Here is a 14,782-nt window from a genome sequence, read left to right as displayed (position 1 = left end):
GGTGGGCCGCGTGATAGGTCCGGTCCTCCGCCTTGGGGGTGGCGCCACGCGCCTCCAGTCCACGACGACGCTGGCCGCCGGAACCGACGACCTGTCCCTTCTTCGTGCCGCTCTTGCGGATCGCTCCGCGCCGGCTCGAGTTGCCCGCCATATCAGTCCTTCCGGTTGGCGAGCGACCACTTCTGGCCGTCCGCAGTGTCAGCCACGTCGATGCCCGCCGCGACCAGCCGGTCACGAATGGCGTCCGAGGTGGCGAAGTCCTTGTCCGCCCGAGCCTGCTGCCGTGCCGCCAACTCGGCCTGTACGAGAAGATCCAGCGCGACGGCCGTGTCGTCGTCGCCCCCACCGGCGGCAACCCACCGGGCGTCGAGCGGATCCACGCCCAGTACCCCGGCCATCGCCCGCACGGACGAGGCGGCGGCCAGCGCGGCCTCCATGTCGCCGGCTGCCAGCGCGGTGTTGCCGGCCCGGACCTGCCCGTGGATCTCGGCCAGCGCGGCCGGCACCCCCAGGTCGTCGTCCATCGCGGCGGCGAACCCCTCGGTCCACGTCCCGACGGACACCGCGGTGTCGGGGCCGATGGCCTCGTTCACCCGCCACACGAACGCCTCGATGCGCCGATAGCCGGCCGCCGCCTCCTGCAGGGCCTCGGGCGAGTACTCCAGCATCGAGCGGTAGTGGGCGCTGCCCAGGTAGTAGCGCAGCTCGACCGGCCGGACCGTGGTGAGGATGTTGGGCACGCTGAGCACGTTGCCCAGCGACTTGCTCATCTTCTCGCCGGCCATGGTGACCCAGCCGTTGTGCAGCCAGTACCGCGCGAAGCCGTCGCCGGCGGCATGGGACTGGGCGGCCTCGTTCTCGTGGTGCGGGAACTGCAGGTCCAGGCCTCCGCCGTGGATGTCGAAGGTGCCGCCGAGGTACCAGGTGGCCATGGCCGAGCACTCGAGGTGCCAGCCGGGCCGACCGTCGCCCCACGGGGTGGGCCAGCTGGGCTCGCCGTCCTTGGCCGCCTTCCACAGCGCGAAATCGCGCGGGTCGCGCTTACCGCGCAGGTCCGCGGACTCCCCCTGGTCCACCTCGTCGAGCTTGTGCCCGGACAGGTGACCGTAGTCGCCCTCCGGAGCCGCCGACCACGCGGCGACGTCGAAGTAGACCGACCCCTCGGCCGGGTACGCGTAGCCGCGCTCGATGAGCCGCTCCATGTACTCGATCATCTGGGTCATGTGCCCGGTCGCCCGCGGCTCGGTCGACGGCGGCAGCACTCCGAGCGCGTCGTAGGCGCGGGTGAACTCGCGCTCGTGCGTCGCGGCCCATTCCCACCAGGGGCGGCCGTTCTCGGCCGCCTTGGTCAGGATCTTGTCGTCGATGTCGGTGACGTTGCGCACGAACGCCACGTCATAGCCGGCGGCCAGCAGCCAGCGCCGCAGGATGTCGAATGCGACGCCGGAGCGCACGTGCCCGATGTGTGGGGCGGACTGCGGGGTGGCTCCACAGAGGTAGACAGACGCGTGCCCTTCCCGGACGGGGGCGAACTCCCGGAGGGAGCGGGTGGCGGTGTCATATAGATGGAGTGTCACGGTGGCCGAGTCTACCGGTGGCCGCGCCGTGCGCCCGCCTCGTCGCGCGGGGTGTGGGGTAGTTCAGGCCCGGTAGACCAGCGCGGTGGCCACGGCGGACACGCCCTCGCCGCGGCCGGTGTAGCCCATGCCGTCGGTCGTGGTGGCCGAGACGGACACCGGCGCGCCGATGATCTCCGACAGCCGCTCCTGGGCCTCGACCCGCCGCGGCCCCATCTTGGGCCGGTTGCCGACCATCTGCACGGCCCCGTTGCCGATCGTCCAGCCTTGCCTGTCGAGTTCGCGGACGGCCTCGCGCAGGAGCTGCTCCCCGGAGACGTCGTCGTACTCCGGCCGCCCGGTCCCGACCAGAGTGCCGAGGTCTCCGAGCCCCGCCGCGGACAGCAGCGCGTCGACGAGCGAGTGCGCCACGACGTCGCCGTCGGAGTGGCCCTCACACCCGTGATCGTCGGGAAAATGCAGGCAGGCCATCATGCAGGGCTTGCCCGGCTCGACGCGGTGGGCGTCGGTGCCGATCCCCACGCGGGGGATGACGGGTCCGGTCACGGGTCCTCCTGGGGCTGTGCGGTCGGTCGGGACCGCAGGTGGAATTCGGCGAGCGCGCGGTCGTCCGCGGTGGTGATCTTGAACGCGAGCGCCGCGCCGTGAACGGTGGCGACGCGTCGGCCGAGCCGCTCGGCCAGACCCGCGTCGTCGGTGGCCACGTCCCCGGCCGCGTCGTAGGCGGCGAGGAGCACGTCGGGCGCGAAGCCCTGCGGGGTCTGGACGGCGCGGAGGGCGGCGCGGTCGGGGGTGCCCACCACGTGGCCCGCGGCATCGACCTGTTTGACGGTGTCGACGACCGGGAGCACGGGGACCACCGCGGCCTCGCCCGCGCGCACCGCCTCGACCACGCGTCGGATCGACCCCGCGGGCGTGAGGCACCGCGCCGCGTCGTGGACGAGCAGGACGTCGTAGACCGCCGCGTCGGTCGCCGCGTCGTGGGCGGTGGTCAGCGCCGCGAGGCCGTTGCGCACCGAGTCGGTGCGCTCGGCTCCGCCGGTGGTGACGACGACGACATGGCGGCCCACCCGCAGGGGGGACAGCAGTGACTCGGCCTCGTCTACGCGATCGTCCGGCACCACGGCCACCACATCGTCCACGACGCCCGAGGCGAGCAGCCCTGCCACGGACCGTTCGAGCATGGTGCGGCCCCCGAGCTCGACGAAGGCCTTGGGGATCCCCGCGCCGAGACGGACGCCGGATCCGGCGGCGGGGACGACCGCGGCCACCCTGCCCGTAGGGGCGGGGTGGCCGGTCGATTCGTGGTGCGTCACCTGGTGGTGTGCCGCATTACGCGGGGGCCGCTGAGCCCAGCACCTCGTCGAGGAGCGCGTCCGCGCGATCCTCGTCCGCGCGCTCGGCGAGCGCGAGCTCACCGACGAGCACCTGGCGGGCCTTGGCCAGCATGCGCTTCTCGCCCGCGGACAGACCACGGTCGAGATCGCGACGCCAGAGGTCACGAACGACCTCGGCGACCTTGTTCACATCGCCCGAGGCGAGCTTCTCGCCGTTCGCCTTGTAGCGGCGGGACCAGTTGGTGGGCTCCTCCGCGTGCTCGGTGCGCAGGACCTCGAAGACCTTGTCGAGGCCCGCCTGGTCCACCACGTCGCGCACTCCGACGTACTCGGCGTTCTCGGCCGGGACCTTGACCGTGAGATCGCCCTGCGAAACCTTGAGGACGAGGTATTCCTTCTCGGTGCCCTTGACCGTCCGCATCTCGATCGCCTGAATGGTCGCGGCGCCGTGATGCGGGTAGACGACGGTGTCGCCGACCTTGAACTCCATGAGTGGCTTTCCCCTTTCGACTGACCTATCTTAGCACGCCCTCAGCCTCGGCGTTTTCCGTTTGCGCAGGTCAGCACCGTGCTGGACCTGTCCAGGCATTCCGGCGCCCCCGAGGGGGCCACTCCGGCACCGATGGCGCGGGGCCGTGGACTACGATGAGACCGGCCTGAGAGACGACCATTCCCCGAGGAGCCTGACGTGACTTCACCGAACACCGGCCTGCGCCGCACCGCGCTCGTAGTCCTGGCCGTGGGCGCCGCCCTCGGGGCGTCGGCCTGCGGATCCGGCCAGGTGTCGCAGACCGCCAACCAGGTCGCCGCGGTCGACGGCGGCCGTGGCTCGGCCGGCGATCTGTCCGTGAACGACTTCCAGGTGCTCATCCCGCAGGACGGCGGCGAGGCCCGTGTCGGCTTCGCGGCCTCGTACACCGGCTACGGCATGGAGGACCCGATCGGCATCGAGTCGGCCGAGGTCGACGGCATGCCGGTACAGCTCGGCGACACCCGGCCGATGGAGCGTGGCTGCTCGATCGTCTTCGACGCCAGCCCGGACGCCGCACCCATGCCGCCGGCCGCCGACGTCTGCCTCGAGCACGCCACGGCGATGCTGCCCGGAGGCGAGGAGCTGCACATCGGCACCTCGGTCCCCGCCACCGTCTCTTTCAGCAACGGCGAGCGGATCGAGCTGGACGCGGCCGTGATGGCCGAGCCCCTCGAGATCGGCGAGTACACCCGCCCGGCCGAGACCGCCGCCCCGTCCGAGGGGCACTGAGACGTCCGCCCTGTCCGCCCGCTCGGCTGACGGCTCGCCCGTCGACGCCGAGGTCCGCGGCGTTCTCCGCCGCCTCGCCCCGGGCACGCCGCTGCGCGACGCGCTCGACCGGATCCGGCGTAGCGGAACCGGCGGCCTCGTCGTACTCGGGGACGATCCCGCGGTCCAGTCCATCTGTGACGGCGGGGTCGATCTCGACGTCCCGTTCACCCCGGCCCGCCTGCGCGAGCTGAGCAAGATGGACGGCGCCGTGGTCCTGTCCACGGACGGCACGAGGATCACCCGCGCCAATGTCCATCTGGTGCCCGACCCCTCGCTCCCCGCCGTGGAGACGGGCACCCGTCACCGCGCCGCGGAGCGGACCGCCCGGCATACCGGTGTCCCCGCGGTCGCCGTGTCGGCATCCATGACCACAGTGACCGTGTACGCCGCGGGGCAGGCCCGCGTGTTGGCTGATCCCGTCGTGCTTCTCGCCCGCGCCGACCAGACCGTCGCCACGATGGAGCGTCACGGCGCCCGCACCGCCCGCGCCCGGGCCCGGCTCGATCGCGCGGAGATCGGCGGGTACGCGGCCGTGCGTGACGTGATCACCATGGCCCAGCGCCTGCTCCGCCTGGAGCGACTGGGGACCGAGCTCGCCGAGCTGACCGTCGAGATGGGTGAGTACGGGCGCCAGACCACGCTGCAGCTCGAGGAGTTGCTCTCGGACACCCCGGACGAGCTCTGGGGCCTTGTCGCGGACTACCTGATGGTGGACCAGACCGGTATGGATCCCGCCGATGCGGATTCCCCGGCCCTGCCCACCGCCGAGCAGGTCGAGACGGGGCTGGAGCGACTCACCGTGCTCTCCGACGCGGACCTGCTGCTACCCGGCCCCGTCGCGCGCTGCCTCGGGCTACCGGCCGAGCCCGAAGATCTGGACGACCAGGTCTCGGCGCGCGGCTACCGGATGCTCGCCCACATCCCCCGGTTGCGGCCGGTACAGATCGCGGCGCTCGTGGAGCGGTTCGGCTCGGTGTCGGCACTACTGGCGGCCGAGCAGGCGGACTTCGCTGATGTCGAGGGCGTCGGCTCGCTGTGGGCGCGGCACGTCCGGCAGCGGCTCACCGGCCTCGTCACCGGCTGACCCGGACCTCAGGCCTCGGGCGCGTCGACAACGTTGAAGGTCGCGGCCGGGCTGAAGACGTTGCCCACCAGCGCGTAAACCTGGTAGGAACCCACCTCGACCGGCGTGCGGTCGGACTCGGCACAGGCGCCCTCGGCGGAACGGCGGCCCGACCAGTCGATCTGGCGCGGCTCCGGCTCGTTCGGGCGCAGTTCGACCTCGTCCTCGTCGCGGGGCGTCGTGCAGTCGATGCTGGACCAGACCTTGGTGTTGTCGTCGAGCCGGTAGACCTCGAACGAGAGCGGCGCCTCGGACAGGTCGCGGTCGCACGTCGTCTCGGACGTGTTGAGGACGTTGACGAAGAAGCGGACCTCCTCGCCCACCGGCACGTTCGGCCCGGCGGGCCAGACGTCCAGGCGCAGGTCCTCGTCGGCACAACGGCCGCGGGACGCGCCGCCGTCGTCGGGCTTGTCGCTCTCCGTGGGCTCGGTGGTCGAGGTCTCGGTGGTCTCTGCGGCCTCCGACGTATCCGGGTCCCCGCCGTCGGCCGTCGCCTGGGTGTCCGTCCCGGTGTCGCGGGAGGCCAGGAAGAGCGCCACCACCACCGCCAGGACGACGACGACCGCGACGACGACCGCCGCGACACGACGGCGGACATAGACTTCGCGCGGTAGGGGGCCCTGAGGTTCTTGCACGAGCCCAACTCTAGATCCGAGCCCGCGCCCACCCGACCTGCGGCGCGGCGTGTCCCTCAGACCGCGACCATCTCCTCGCCGGGACCGTGCGGGACGTCCTCGACGTCGCCGATCACGCTGCGCAGATACGCTCGCCCGTCGCCCAGCTTGTACGTCACGCCCACTATCGCGAGCTTTCCGGCGGCCACCCGCTCCGAGATGATCTTGGACCTCTGCTCCAGCAACTCACCGGTCTCCAGGATGTGCCGCGCCTCGAGGTCGTCGGTCGTCGTGAGGCCCTCGCGACGGCCATTGAGGATCGACGGGGAGACCTTCTCGACCACATCGCGCAGGAACCCGGGCGGGATCTCGCCGGTCTTGAGCGCCTCGACCGCCGCGGCGACGCCGCCGCAACTGTCGTGCCCGAGCACCACGATCAGCGGCGTCTCCAGCAGGTGCACGGCGTACTCGATCGACCCCAGGACCGCGGTGTCGATGATGTGGCCCGCGGTACGGATGACGAACATATCGCCCAACCCCTGGTCGAAGATGATCTCCGCCGCCACCCGCGAGTCCGAACAGCCGAACAACACGGCCTTGGGTTGCTGCGCGGCGACCAGGTCCTCACGCCGCTGGGTATTCTGGCTGGGATGACGCATCTCGCCGTTGACGAATCGACGATTGCCGTCGCGGAGCGAGGCCCAGGCGCTGATCGGGTTGGTATGAGGCATGGCTCATATTGTGCACCCGCTTCCCAGAAGGACCCTCAGTGACCTCCACCGCAGCCCACGGCATCGACACCCCTGCCCTGATCTCCTGGTTCTCCGGCGCCGGCCGTGCCCTGCCGTGGCGCGAGGACGGCGTGAGCGCCTGGGAGATCCTGCTGTGTGAGGTGATGAGCCAGCAGACGCCCGTCGCCCGGGTCGAGCCGGTCTGGCGCGACTGGCTGGCGCGGTGGCCGGGACCCGCCGAACTCGCCGCGGCCGCCCCTGCGGACGTGATCCGCATGTGGGGCAAACTCGGCTACCCGCGCCGTGCGTTGCGACTGCGGGAGTGCGCTGTCGTCGTCGTCGACACATTCGGGGGCGAGGTTCCCACCGACGTCGATGACCTGCTCTCCCTGCCCGGCGTCGGCGACTACACGGCGCGCGCCGTGGCCTGCTTCGCGCACGGCCAGGCCGTCCCCGTGGTGGACACCAACGTGCGGCGCGTCGTGGCACGCGCCGTCAACGGGCTCGCCGAGGCGGGCCCGCCGTCGAACCGTCGCGACCTCGCCGCCGTCGAGGCGTTGTTGCCCGCGCGGCGTGAGGACGCCGTGGCCTTCTCCGTCGCAATCATGGAACTTGGCGCCCTCGTGTGCACCGCCCGCTCCCCCGACTGCGACGCCTGCCCGCTCGCTTCCTCGTGCGCGTGGGTTGCCGCCGGAAAGCCCGCCTGGGACGGGCCCAGGCGGAAGGCCCAGACGTACGCCGGGACCGACCGTCAGGTCCGCGGCATGTTGCTCGACGTGCTGCGCGACGGCGACGGCACCGCGACCGCCGCGCGGCTCGACCTGGTGTGGCCGGACGAGGTGCAACGTGCGCGGGCGTTGGCCTCGCTTGTCGACGACGGGCTCGTGGTGCAGGTCGAGGGCCGCTACTCACTGCCGACCTGAGGCGCCGCCCGCGATACGACCTCGACGAGATCACACGTCGCGGTCAGGCCACCGCCCCGGCTCGTCCGCCGGTAAGCGTAGGCTGTCCTACATGGCCGTCGTGAAGATCAATGCCCTCAACGTCCCGCCGCAGGCCGGTGCCGAGCTCGAGCGCCGGTTCTCCGAGCGCGCGCACACCGTCGAGAACTCCCCGGGCTTCCTCGGGTTCCAGCTGCTGCGCCCGACCGGCGGAGAGACTCGCTACTTCGTGGTGACGACGTGGGAGGACGACGCGTCGTTCGAGGCGTGGCGCGACGGCGACGCCCGCGCGGCCCACGCGGGTCAGCACGGCAAGCCTGTCGCCGACGGCGCGAACCTGCTGGAGTTCGACGTGGTCATGGACGTCAAGCCCGCCGGCTGACCAGACCTGACGTGACCTGACCGCACCCCGCATCGCCGCCCGCCCATGGACCGGATCGCCGAACTGCCGTTCGCCCTGGCCTTCGGCACCTTGTTCCTGATCGTGATGTTGCGGGCCAACGCCACCTATTGGCTGGGCCGGGGCGCGCTGAGCGGGGGTCGGCTCAGCGACAGGCTCGCCCGTCGCCTCGACGGGCCGACCATGAAGCGCGCCCAGCGGCTCTCCGCTCGCTACGGCGTGGTCGCGGTGCCACTGTCGTTCCTGACGGTCGGCATCCAGACGGCGATCAACTTCAGCGCCGGCTTCACCGTCATGCCGCTACGCCGCTACCTCCCGGCCGTGACCGTGGGGTGTGTGCTCTGGGCGTTGCTCTACTCCACCGTCGGCATGGTCGGCTGGGCGGCGATCGCGGCCCTCTGGGACCGGATCGCCGCCTGACCTGGTCAGCCCGGCTCAGTTCAGGGCAGTGGGCCCACCACGGGCGCCAGGTCGTCCGCGAACCGCTCGTCCGCCAGTGCCTTCACGTCGACGGCGTTGATCTGGCCGTCCTCTGCGAACACGTCGGCCAGTTCCTGTTCGCTGGCGATCGTGTCCGCCAGCGCGACCGGCACCCGGCTACTACGGCCCTGCGAGAGTTCGGCCGCCTCCGGTGAGATGCCCACGGCCTCTCCGTAGTAGTCCGCCCACCCGGTCGGGTCCTCTGCCGCCCACTTCCCTGCCTCGGCGATCCGGACCAGCAGGTCGGCGATCGCGGTCTGCCGTCGCGGGTCCGCCAGGGCCTCGTCAGACGCCACGCCGAACCCGAACCCGTTGGTCGTCCCGGCCGCGGTGGTGAGCGTGCGGGCATCGGAGGTGGTCTGGGTGATGGCGGTGTACGGGTCCCAGATGGCCCACGCGTCAGCGTCGCCGCGGGAGAACGCCGACCCCGCTTCGGCGGGCTGGAGGTACACCAGCTCCACGTCCTCCGGGTCGACCCCGGCCTTACGGAGCTGCAGCAGCAGGTGGCCGTGGGCGGAGGTGCCCTTGGCCACCAACACCTTCCGGCCGGCCAGGTCCGCCACGGACTGCGCGTCCGAGTCGGCCGGGACGAGGATCTGGTCGCCCTCCCCGTCGTTGGCGTAGGCGGACACGACGGACGCGCGCGCCCCGGCCGCGGCCCCGAACACGGGCGGGGTGTTCCCGGTGACAGCCACGTCGATCTGCCCGGCGTTGAGCGCCTCGATCTGCGGCGGTCCGGAGGTGAAGGTGGAGAACTCCACCCGGTATGGCAGGTCGTCGAGTTGCCCTGACGCGGTCAGCAGCGCCTCCGTGCCACCCTTCTGGTCCCCCACCCGCAGCACGAGGTCGGACAGCTCCGCCGGGTCCACCCGGTCCGGGACGGGCGCCTGGGCCTGCGATTCCCGGCTGGCGCACCCCGCGCCGGCGATCATCACGACCGCCGCCAGCGTGAGGAGTGCGATCAGTATCGAGTGTCGCCTACGGATATCGGAAACGGTGGTCGTCATATCGAATAGTCCTCGTCTGAGTGGTCGACGCCCAGGGCGTCGAGAAGTGATCGTCGGTGGTGACCAACGCGCCCGCCGTCGCGGGGCCGGTCGATGGTCTCGGTGTGTGCAACGGCGCCGTGGTCAAGCACGAGCACCCTGTCGGCCAGCGCGATCGCCTCGTCGATGTCGTGAGTGACCAGCAGGATGCCCAGTCCGTGGCGGCGCCACAGTCGCAGCAACAGGTCGTGCATGGTGCGCCGCGTGAGCGCGTCGAGCGCACCGAAGGGTTCGTCGAGCAACAGCAGTGAGGGCTCGGCGACGAGCGCCCGGGCCAGCGACGTGCGCTGGGCCTGCCCGCCGGACAGCTCGCCCGGGTAAGCGTCCTCCCGGCCGGCCAGCCCCACCTCGTCGAGCATCTGCGACACCCGGGCGGTCTTCTCGGCCCGGCTTGCGTCGACCCGGTTGAGCCCGTGGCGCACGTTGGCGGCGACGGTGCGCCACGGCAGCAGGCGGGCGTCCTGGAACACCACGGCGGGAGCCCCGTCGATGTGGGCGGTGCCGCCGTGGTCGTGGTCGAGCCCGGCCAGGATCCGGAGCGCGGTCGATTTGCCGCTCCCGCTGCGGCCGAGCAGCGCGACGATCCGTCCGCGCGGGATCTCCAGGTCGAGCCCGTCGAGAACCGTGGTGCCATCGAACTGCCGGGTGACATCGTGTAGCGCCCCGGCCGGGGTGAGAGTAGTGGGCATGGATGTCCTCCAGGGAAGTGTGGGCGGTCGTCAGCGGTAGTGCCGCAACGCCCGGGCCTCGGCGGCACGGACGAGGGCGTCGGTGGTGATCCCCAGCAGGGCGTAGACGACCAGCCCCACGATGATCACGTCGATCCGGAAGAAGTCGCGGGCGTTCATGATGAGGTATCCCAAGCCGGTGGTGGCGTTGAGCTGCTCGGCCACGATGAGCGTGAGCCACGCGATCGCCAGCGACTGCCGTACCCCCACCAGCACCTGCGGCGCGATGGACGGCAGGACCACCTCGATCAGCCGCTGCCGTTGTGACAAGCCGAACACGGTGGCCATATCGAGTAGCTTCGGGTCGACTTGGCGCAGCCCCGAGGCGGTGTTGAGGTAGATGGGGAACACCACACCCAGTGCGATGAGCAGCACCTTGGGCGCCTCACCGATACCAAACCACAGGATGAACAGCGGGATCAGTCCCAGGTGGGGCAGTGCTCGGAGCATCTGCAGCGGCGGGTCGAGAATCGCGTCCGCGTACCGGGACGTGCCCACCAGGACTCCCAGCACGAGTCCCGCGACCGCTCCCAGGGTGAAGCCCTGCAGGACACGAACACTCGACACGGCCAGGGCGTCCACGATCTCCCCGGACGCCAGGAGTTCGACCGCGGATTCGGCGATGAGCTGGGGCGCCGGCAACGTCCGCTCAGGCAGGACCCCGGTGGCCGCGGCCACCTGCCAGATCACGATCAGGACGAGCGGGCTCAGCCACCGCAGCCAGCTGAGACCACGGCGTCGTTGTCGTCGTCGTGATCTTCTCCCGGCGCGGCGCGGCGCGGACCCGTTCGTGGCCGGGCCCGGCCGAGTACTCGTGGGTGTGATTGCGGGCGATGCCGTGCCCGGGGGGTCCACCGGGGAGCCGAACGGGGCGGGCGGTGGTGCCGCGGCGGGCTGCGAACGTACGGTCGTGGTCACGATCAGTCTCCTCTCCAGTGGGTCAGCCGCCGACACGGGCGGGCTCTCGGGTGGGCGAGACCGGGCGGGCCGACGCGGTGGCCGGGGCCGCGCTGCCGGATCCGGAGCCGGTGAACGGCACGGCGCCGGGGTGTTGGCCGGGGCCGCCGACGGCGTGCGGCGGGGTCCACAGGCCGCGCCGCTCGAGCACCGGGAGCACGCCCTCGCCGAAGGTGAAGGCCTCTTCCAGGTGGGGATACCCGGAGAACACGAAGTGGCTCAGGCCCAGCTCCGCGTACTCGGCGATCCGGTCGGCCACCTCCTCGTGCGATCCCACGAGCGCCGTACCCGCGCCTCCGCGGACCAGCCCGACGCCGGCCCAGAGGTTCGGCGCGATCTCCAGCGAGTCGGCCCGGCCCCCGTGGAGGTCGAGCATCCGGCGCTGGCCCTCCGATTCACTGGCACGCAGGGACTCCTGCACGCGCTCGATGTCTGCCGGGTCGATTCCCCGCAGGAGTCGCTCGGCCTCGGCCCACGCCTGCTCCGAGGTGTCGCGGGAGATCACGTGGAGCCGGATGCCGAAGGTCGGCTTTCGGCCGTTCGCGGCAGCGGCCACCCGGACACGGTCGAGCTTTTCTGCGACGGCGGCCGGGGGCTCGCCCCAGGTCAGGTAGGTGTCCGCGTGGCGGGCGGCCACGCGGATCCCGGCCGCGGAGGAACCGCCGAAGAAAATCGACGGGGCGGCGTCGGGGCGGCGCCCCAGAACGGAGTCGACGACGGCGAGGTGGTCGCCCGCGAACGACAGCGGCTCCGGCGAGGACCACAGCCCGCGCACGATCTCCAGGAACTCGTCCGCCCGGGCGTAGCGGCTCTCCTTGTCGAGGAAGTCCCCGTAGGCGCGCTGTTCGCGGGACTCCCCACCGGTGACCACGTTGAGCAGCAGCCGGCCGTGGGTCTGCCACTGGAAGGTGGTCGCCATCTGCGCGGCGAGGGTGGGGCTCATCAGACCGGGCCGCAACGCCACGAGGAACTTGATGCGCTCGCTCGACTCAGCGAGCAACGCCGAGGTCAGCAGTGCGTCCTCGCACCACGCGCCGGTCGGCGTGAGTAGTGACTCGAACCCGTTGTGCTCGGCCGCGGCCACGATCTGCCGCAGGTACGGCAGGGTGGCGGGCCGGTCGCCCGACATGAAGGTGCCGTGGCCTCCGGCCACCAGGTTTCGCGAATCGCCGTATGTGGGAAGGAACCAGTGAAAGTGCAGATCCTCGTTCACGGCGGTCGGGTCGGTCAGATGGGTGACCACGGATGACTCCTCGGGGTGGGGCTCGGTGTCGGACCGACCCATCGTGGAACCGGCCGGCTCCGGAAGCCCAGCGTTATGGTCACCGCGGACGAAATCCTTAACTGCACCAGACCGCTCTGTCTATTATCCGTGTTACTGTCACCGCCATGACCATCCAGTCCCCCGTGGCCGCCCTGCGTCTCTCAGACATCAGCTCGGCGCGGGTCATGCGGGCGATCCGGTTCCGGGGGCCCGTCTCCCGACCCGAGATCGCAGCGACGACCGGACTGTCCGTGGCGACCGTCGGACGCGCGACCTCCGCCCTGGCGGCCGCGGGTGTCATCCGAGAACGTCCCGAACTGATGCACGACGGATCGGTCGGACGCCCGAGCATCCCGGTGGAGATCGACCCGTCCGGTCCGGTGACCGTCGCGGTACACATCGGCTTGCATCGCAGCGTGGTGGCGGTGTGTGACCTCGCGTGCCGCATCCTGTCCGAGTACGCGATCGGCACGCCCGGCCGTGAACCGGTGCGGATCGCCGACGAGCTGACCGCGGTCGCGTTCCGACTTCTGGACGGCTACCGCGATCGCCGGCTGGTGCGAGGCGGGATCGCCACCGCCGCCCGGATCACCGGGGCGGGGCGGATCGACCACGACCTGCTCGGATGGGAGGACGTGCCCGTCACGGACCTGTTCGCTGACCGAATCGGTGTGCCGTTCTCGGTGGCCCCGCACGTCGAGGCCATGGCCGCGACCGAGCTGTTGGTGGGACATGAGACCCACGAGGGCACCACGCTGGTGGTCTATGCGCGCGAGCATCTGGGTTCCGCACTCGTGATCGACGGTGTCGTCCACCAACCGCGGGCGGGCTCCCCGGATCTGACGCACCTGCCCGTCGGGGCCGCCGAACTGCTCGACGACCGTGGCGGTGGCCTGCTGGACGTGGTCGGCGACTCCGGGCTGGTCCGGGCTGCGGGTCGCCACGGCATAGAGGTGGGATCGGTGGCCGAACTCGCCATGCACGCACGCCGGGATGCGGTGGCGGAGGCGATCCTCGTCGAGCGCGCCACAGTCCTGGGGCGACTGGTGGGCCTGTTGTCCTCCATCACCCGGCCCGATGCCGTCGTCCTGTGCGGTCAGGCCTTCACCGACCATCCGCGCTACCTGTCGGCGCTGATCAGGGCGACCCGGGAGACCCGTCTCGTGGGCGCGGCGCCGGATCTGCGGGTCTCGACGGCAGGAGGCCGCATCCAGCAGTTCGCCGCCATGGCGGTCGCGCTGGACGCGATATCCGCGGACCCCACGGCAGCGCTCGCAGCCAGAGCGCTCTCGGCATCGTAGGGCCCACCCCCGCCGCCGTAGTGGTCTGCTTTCGCGGCGGGGGCACTTTCCATCACCGCGAACAGAAGTCTCGACATCCGTAGCGGGCTGGCCGCAGACTTCCGTCATGCCTGAACACCAGTCGTTGTCCGCTGCCCGCCCGTCCGTCTCCCGGGAGACCCACCGGCGCGCGATGCGGACGCACCCGGCCGGCGTCACGATAGTCACCCTGGACGGTTCGGACGGACCCGTCGGCTTCACCGCGTCGTCCCCCTCGAGCTTGTCCGCCGAGCCCGCCCTGATCAGTTTCAACGTGGGGATATCCTCGTCGAGCCTGTCGGCCGTTCTCGAGGCCCGCACCGCTGTCGTGCATCTGCTCGGCGAAGGGGATGAGCACCTCGCGCTCCGCTTTGCCGGGCCGTCACATCTGCGGTTCGCCGACACGGCGCTGTGGACCCGCGCCGAGACCGGTGAACCGCTGCTCCACGGCGGACGGGTCCGACTCCGGGTCGCCCTTGACCGACTCGTGCCCGCCGGCGACCATGTCCTGGTGATCGCGCGCTTGCTCGACGCCTGGTTCGACGACGAGCCCGCCGATCCCCTGGTGATCCTCGACGGCGGCTTCCGTTCGGTATCGAGCTCCACCCACTAGCCGGGCGCCACCACCAGCTCGGTGAGCTCGACCCCGCCGGTGCACTCGTCCTCGCTCAGTCCCACTTCGTCTGGATGTCCAGCTCCACACCCAACGCCGCAGCATCCTCCCGTGGCATCTCCACCGCCGGCTGAACCTGCGGAAAGCGGGGTGACTCCCCCGTCGTCACGCCCGCCCGCTCACGCGCCTCGCCGAATGCCGCTCTGCATTCGCCGCGTGGTCGATACCATTCACGTATTCCCAGGTGGGCACTGCTGAACCTCAGCATCATCGACCACTCGACGGGCCTCGGGGGCGGCGTCAGGCCGGGGGCGGCGGGGGCTGGAGGCTCGCTGCGGCGGCGCGAGTC

17 protein-coding genes and 1 pseudogene are annotated in these 14,782 nt (G+C 71.3%); 7 read left to right on the top strand and 11 right to left on the bottom strand.

Annotated features, from left to right (window positions below; all coding sequences use genetic code 11):
* From K3888_RS09125 to K3888_RS09105, 5 genes and pseudogenes are all read right to left on the bottom strand, one after another.
* Positions 1-151 (bottom strand): annotated as a pseudogene (locus tag K3888_RS09125) (23S rRNA (guanosine(2251)-2'-O)-methyltransferase RlmB); the annotation flags it as partial.
* A 1-nt stretch (position 152) separates the two neighbouring features.
* Positions 153-1,577, bottom strand: a complete 1,425-nt coding sequence (gene cysS, locus K3888_RS09120) for a cysteine--tRNA ligase (RefSeq protein ID WP_230929938.1) — start codon at positions 1,575-1,577, stop codon at positions 153-155.
* 63 nt (positions 1,578-1,640) lie between these two features.
* Positions 1,641-2,123 (bottom strand): 2-C-methyl-D-erythritol 2,4-cyclodiphosphate synthase, encoded by a 483-nt coding sequence (ispF, locus tag K3888_RS09115; RefSeq protein WP_230929937.1) that lies wholly within the window; start codon positions 2,121-2,123, stop codon positions 1,641-1,643.
* Positions 2,120-2,893 carry a 2-C-methyl-D-erythritol 4-phosphate cytidylyltransferase gene (gene ispD, locus K3888_RS09110; protein WP_230929936.1) on the bottom strand — a complete coding sequence of 258 codons (774 nt, stop codon included), beginning with the start codon at positions 2,891-2,893 and terminating at the stop codon, positions 2,120-2,122. Before ispD ends, ispF begins: the two co-directional genes overlap by 4 nt.
* Before the next feature lie 16 nt (positions 2,894-2,909).
* Positions 2,910-3,404, bottom strand: a complete 495-nt coding sequence (locus K3888_RS09105) for a CarD family transcriptional regulator (RefSeq protein WP_230929935.1) — start codon at positions 3,402-3,404, stop codon at positions 2,910-2,912.
* A 198-nt stretch (positions 3,405-3,602) separates the two neighbouring features.
* Here K3888_RS09105 and K3888_RS09100 point away from each other — a divergent pair, with 198 nt between their 5' ends.
* A complete protein-coding gene (locus K3888_RS09100) occupies positions 3,603-4,175 on the top strand; it encodes a hypothetical protein (protein WP_230929934.1) in 573 nt (190 codons plus the stop codon).
* A 10-nt stretch (positions 4,176-4,185) separates the two neighbouring features.
* Complete coding sequence (disA, locus tag K3888_RS09095; RefSeq protein ID WP_269075014.1) at positions 4,186-5,301, top strand: DNA integrity scanning diadenylate cyclase DisA; 1,116 nt, start codon at positions 4,186-4,188, stop codon at positions 5,299-5,301.
* An 8-nt stretch (positions 5,302-5,309) separates the two neighbouring features.
* Here the strand turns inward: disA and K3888_RS09090 are convergent, their stop codons facing one another.
* Positions 5,310-5,975 (bottom strand): hypothetical protein, encoded by a 666-nt coding sequence (locus K3888_RS09090; protein WP_230929933.1) that lies wholly within the window; start codon positions 5,973-5,975, stop codon positions 5,310-5,312.
* 56 nt (positions 5,976-6,031) lie between these two features.
* The gene (locus K3888_RS09085) at positions 6,032-6,685 is read right to left on the bottom strand and encodes a carbonic anhydrase (protein WP_230929932.1); all 654 of its coding nucleotides are present in this window, start codon (positions 6,683-6,685) and stop codon (positions 6,032-6,034) included.
* Positions 6,686-6,723: 38 nt separating this feature from the next.
* Here K3888_RS09085 and K3888_RS09080 point away from each other — a divergent pair, with 38 nt between their 5' ends.
* The 3 genes from K3888_RS09080 to K3888_RS09070 all read left to right on the top strand — a co-directional run bounded on the left by K3888_RS09080 (position 6,724) and on the right by K3888_RS09070 (position 8,446).
* Positions 6,724-7,608, top strand: a complete 885-nt coding sequence (locus K3888_RS09080; protein WP_308281949.1) for an iron-sulfur binding domain-containing protein — start codon at positions 6,724-6,726, stop codon at positions 7,606-7,608.
* A 91-nt stretch (positions 7,609-7,699) separates the two neighbouring features.
* Positions 7,700-8,008, top strand: a complete 309-nt coding sequence (locus K3888_RS09075) for an antibiotic biosynthesis monooxygenase family protein (RefSeq protein ID WP_230929931.1) — start codon at positions 7,700-7,702, stop codon at positions 8,006-8,008.
* A gap of 45 nt (positions 8,009-8,053) precedes the next feature.
* The gene (locus K3888_RS09070; protein ID WP_230929930.1) at positions 8,054-8,446 is read left to right on the top strand and encodes a DedA family protein; all 393 of its coding nucleotides are present in this window, start codon (positions 8,054-8,056) and stop codon (positions 8,444-8,446) included.
* A 20-nt stretch (positions 8,447-8,466) separates the two neighbouring features.
* On the opposite strand, the gene K3888_RS09065 is transcribed toward K3888_RS09070, so the two are convergent.
* From K3888_RS09065 to K3888_RS09050, 4 genes are all read right to left on the bottom strand, one after another.
* Positions 8,467-9,513: an ABC transporter substrate-binding protein gene (locus K3888_RS09065; protein WP_230929929.1), complete on the bottom strand. Its 1,047-nt coding sequence runs from the start codon at positions 9,511-9,513 to the stop codon at positions 8,467-8,469.
* Positions 9,510-10,241 carry an ABC transporter ATP-binding protein gene (locus K3888_RS09060; RefSeq protein WP_230929928.1) on the bottom strand — a complete coding sequence of 244 codons (732 nt, stop codon included), beginning with the start codon at positions 10,239-10,241 and terminating at the stop codon, positions 9,510-9,512. The genes K3888_RS09065 and K3888_RS09060 overlap by 4 nt, the downstream gene beginning before the upstream one ends.
* Before the next feature lie 30 nt (positions 10,242-10,271).
* A complete protein-coding gene (locus tag K3888_RS09055) occupies positions 10,272-11,105 on the bottom strand; it encodes an ABC transporter permease (RefSeq protein WP_372459554.1) in 834 nt (277 codons plus the stop codon).
* Positions 11,106-11,220: 115 nt separating this feature from the next.
* Positions 11,221-12,480: an LLM class flavin-dependent oxidoreductase gene (locus K3888_RS09050; protein ID WP_230929927.1), complete on the bottom strand. Its 1,260-nt coding sequence runs from the start codon at positions 12,478-12,480 to the stop codon at positions 11,221-11,223.
* A 146-nt stretch (positions 12,481-12,626) separates the two neighbouring features.
* Here K3888_RS09050 and K3888_RS09045 point away from each other — a divergent pair, with 146 nt between their 5' ends.
* Together K3888_RS09045 and K3888_RS09040 are read left to right on the top strand one after the other, a co-directional pair.
* Positions 12,627-13,802 (top strand): ROK family transcriptional regulator, encoded by a 1,176-nt coding sequence (locus K3888_RS09045; protein WP_230929926.1) that lies wholly within the window; start codon positions 12,627-12,629, stop codon positions 13,800-13,802.
* A gap of 106 nt (positions 13,803-13,908) precedes the next feature.
* Positions 13,909-14,433: a flavin reductase family protein gene (locus tag K3888_RS09040; protein ID WP_230929925.1), complete on the top strand. Its 525-nt coding sequence runs from the start codon at positions 13,909-13,911 to the stop codon at positions 14,431-14,433.
* The last annotated feature ends 349 nt before the right edge of the window (positions 14,434-14,782 follow it).

It is taken from the genome of Dietzia aurantiaca (assembly GCF_021033825.1).
Lineage (GTDB): Bacteria > Actinomycetota > Actinomycetes > Mycobacteriales > Mycobacteriaceae > Dietzia > Dietzia aurantiaca.
Note: the sequence above shows the minus strand (reverse complement) of the source record. Positions and strands in the feature narration are given on the sequence as shown.

Coding starts and splice junctions, on each gene's coding strand:
- K3888_RS09070 (WP_230929930.1), top strand. CDS start 8,054: ATGGACCGGATCGCCGAACTGCCGTTCGCCCTGGCCTTCGGCACCTTG.
- K3888_RS09060 (WP_230929928.1), bottom strand. CDS start 10,241: ATGCCCACTACTCTCACCCCGGCCGGGGCGCTACACGATGTCACCCGG.
- K3888_RS09045 (WP_230929926.1), top strand. CDS start 12,627: ATGACCATCCAGTCCCCCGTGGCCGCCCTGCGTCTCTCAGACATCAGC.
- K3888_RS09040 (WP_230929925.1), top strand. CDS start 13,909: ATGCCTGAACACCAGTCGTTGTCCGCTGCCCGCCCGTCCGTCTCCCGG.
- K3888_RS09085 (WP_230929932.1), bottom strand. CDS start 6,685: ATGCCTCATACCAACCCGATCAGCGCCTGGGCCTCGCTCCGCGACGGC.
- K3888_RS09075 (WP_230929931.1), top strand. CDS start 7,700: ATGGCCGTCGTGAAGATCAATGCCCTCAACGTCCCGCCGCAGGCCGGT.
- K3888_RS09105 (WP_230929935.1), bottom strand. CDS start 3,404: ATGGAGTTCAAGGTCGGCGACACCGTCGTCTACCCGCATCACGGCGCC.
- K3888_RS09065 (WP_230929929.1), bottom strand. CDS start 9,513: ATGACGACCACCGTTTCCGATATCCGTAGGCGACACTCGATACTGATC.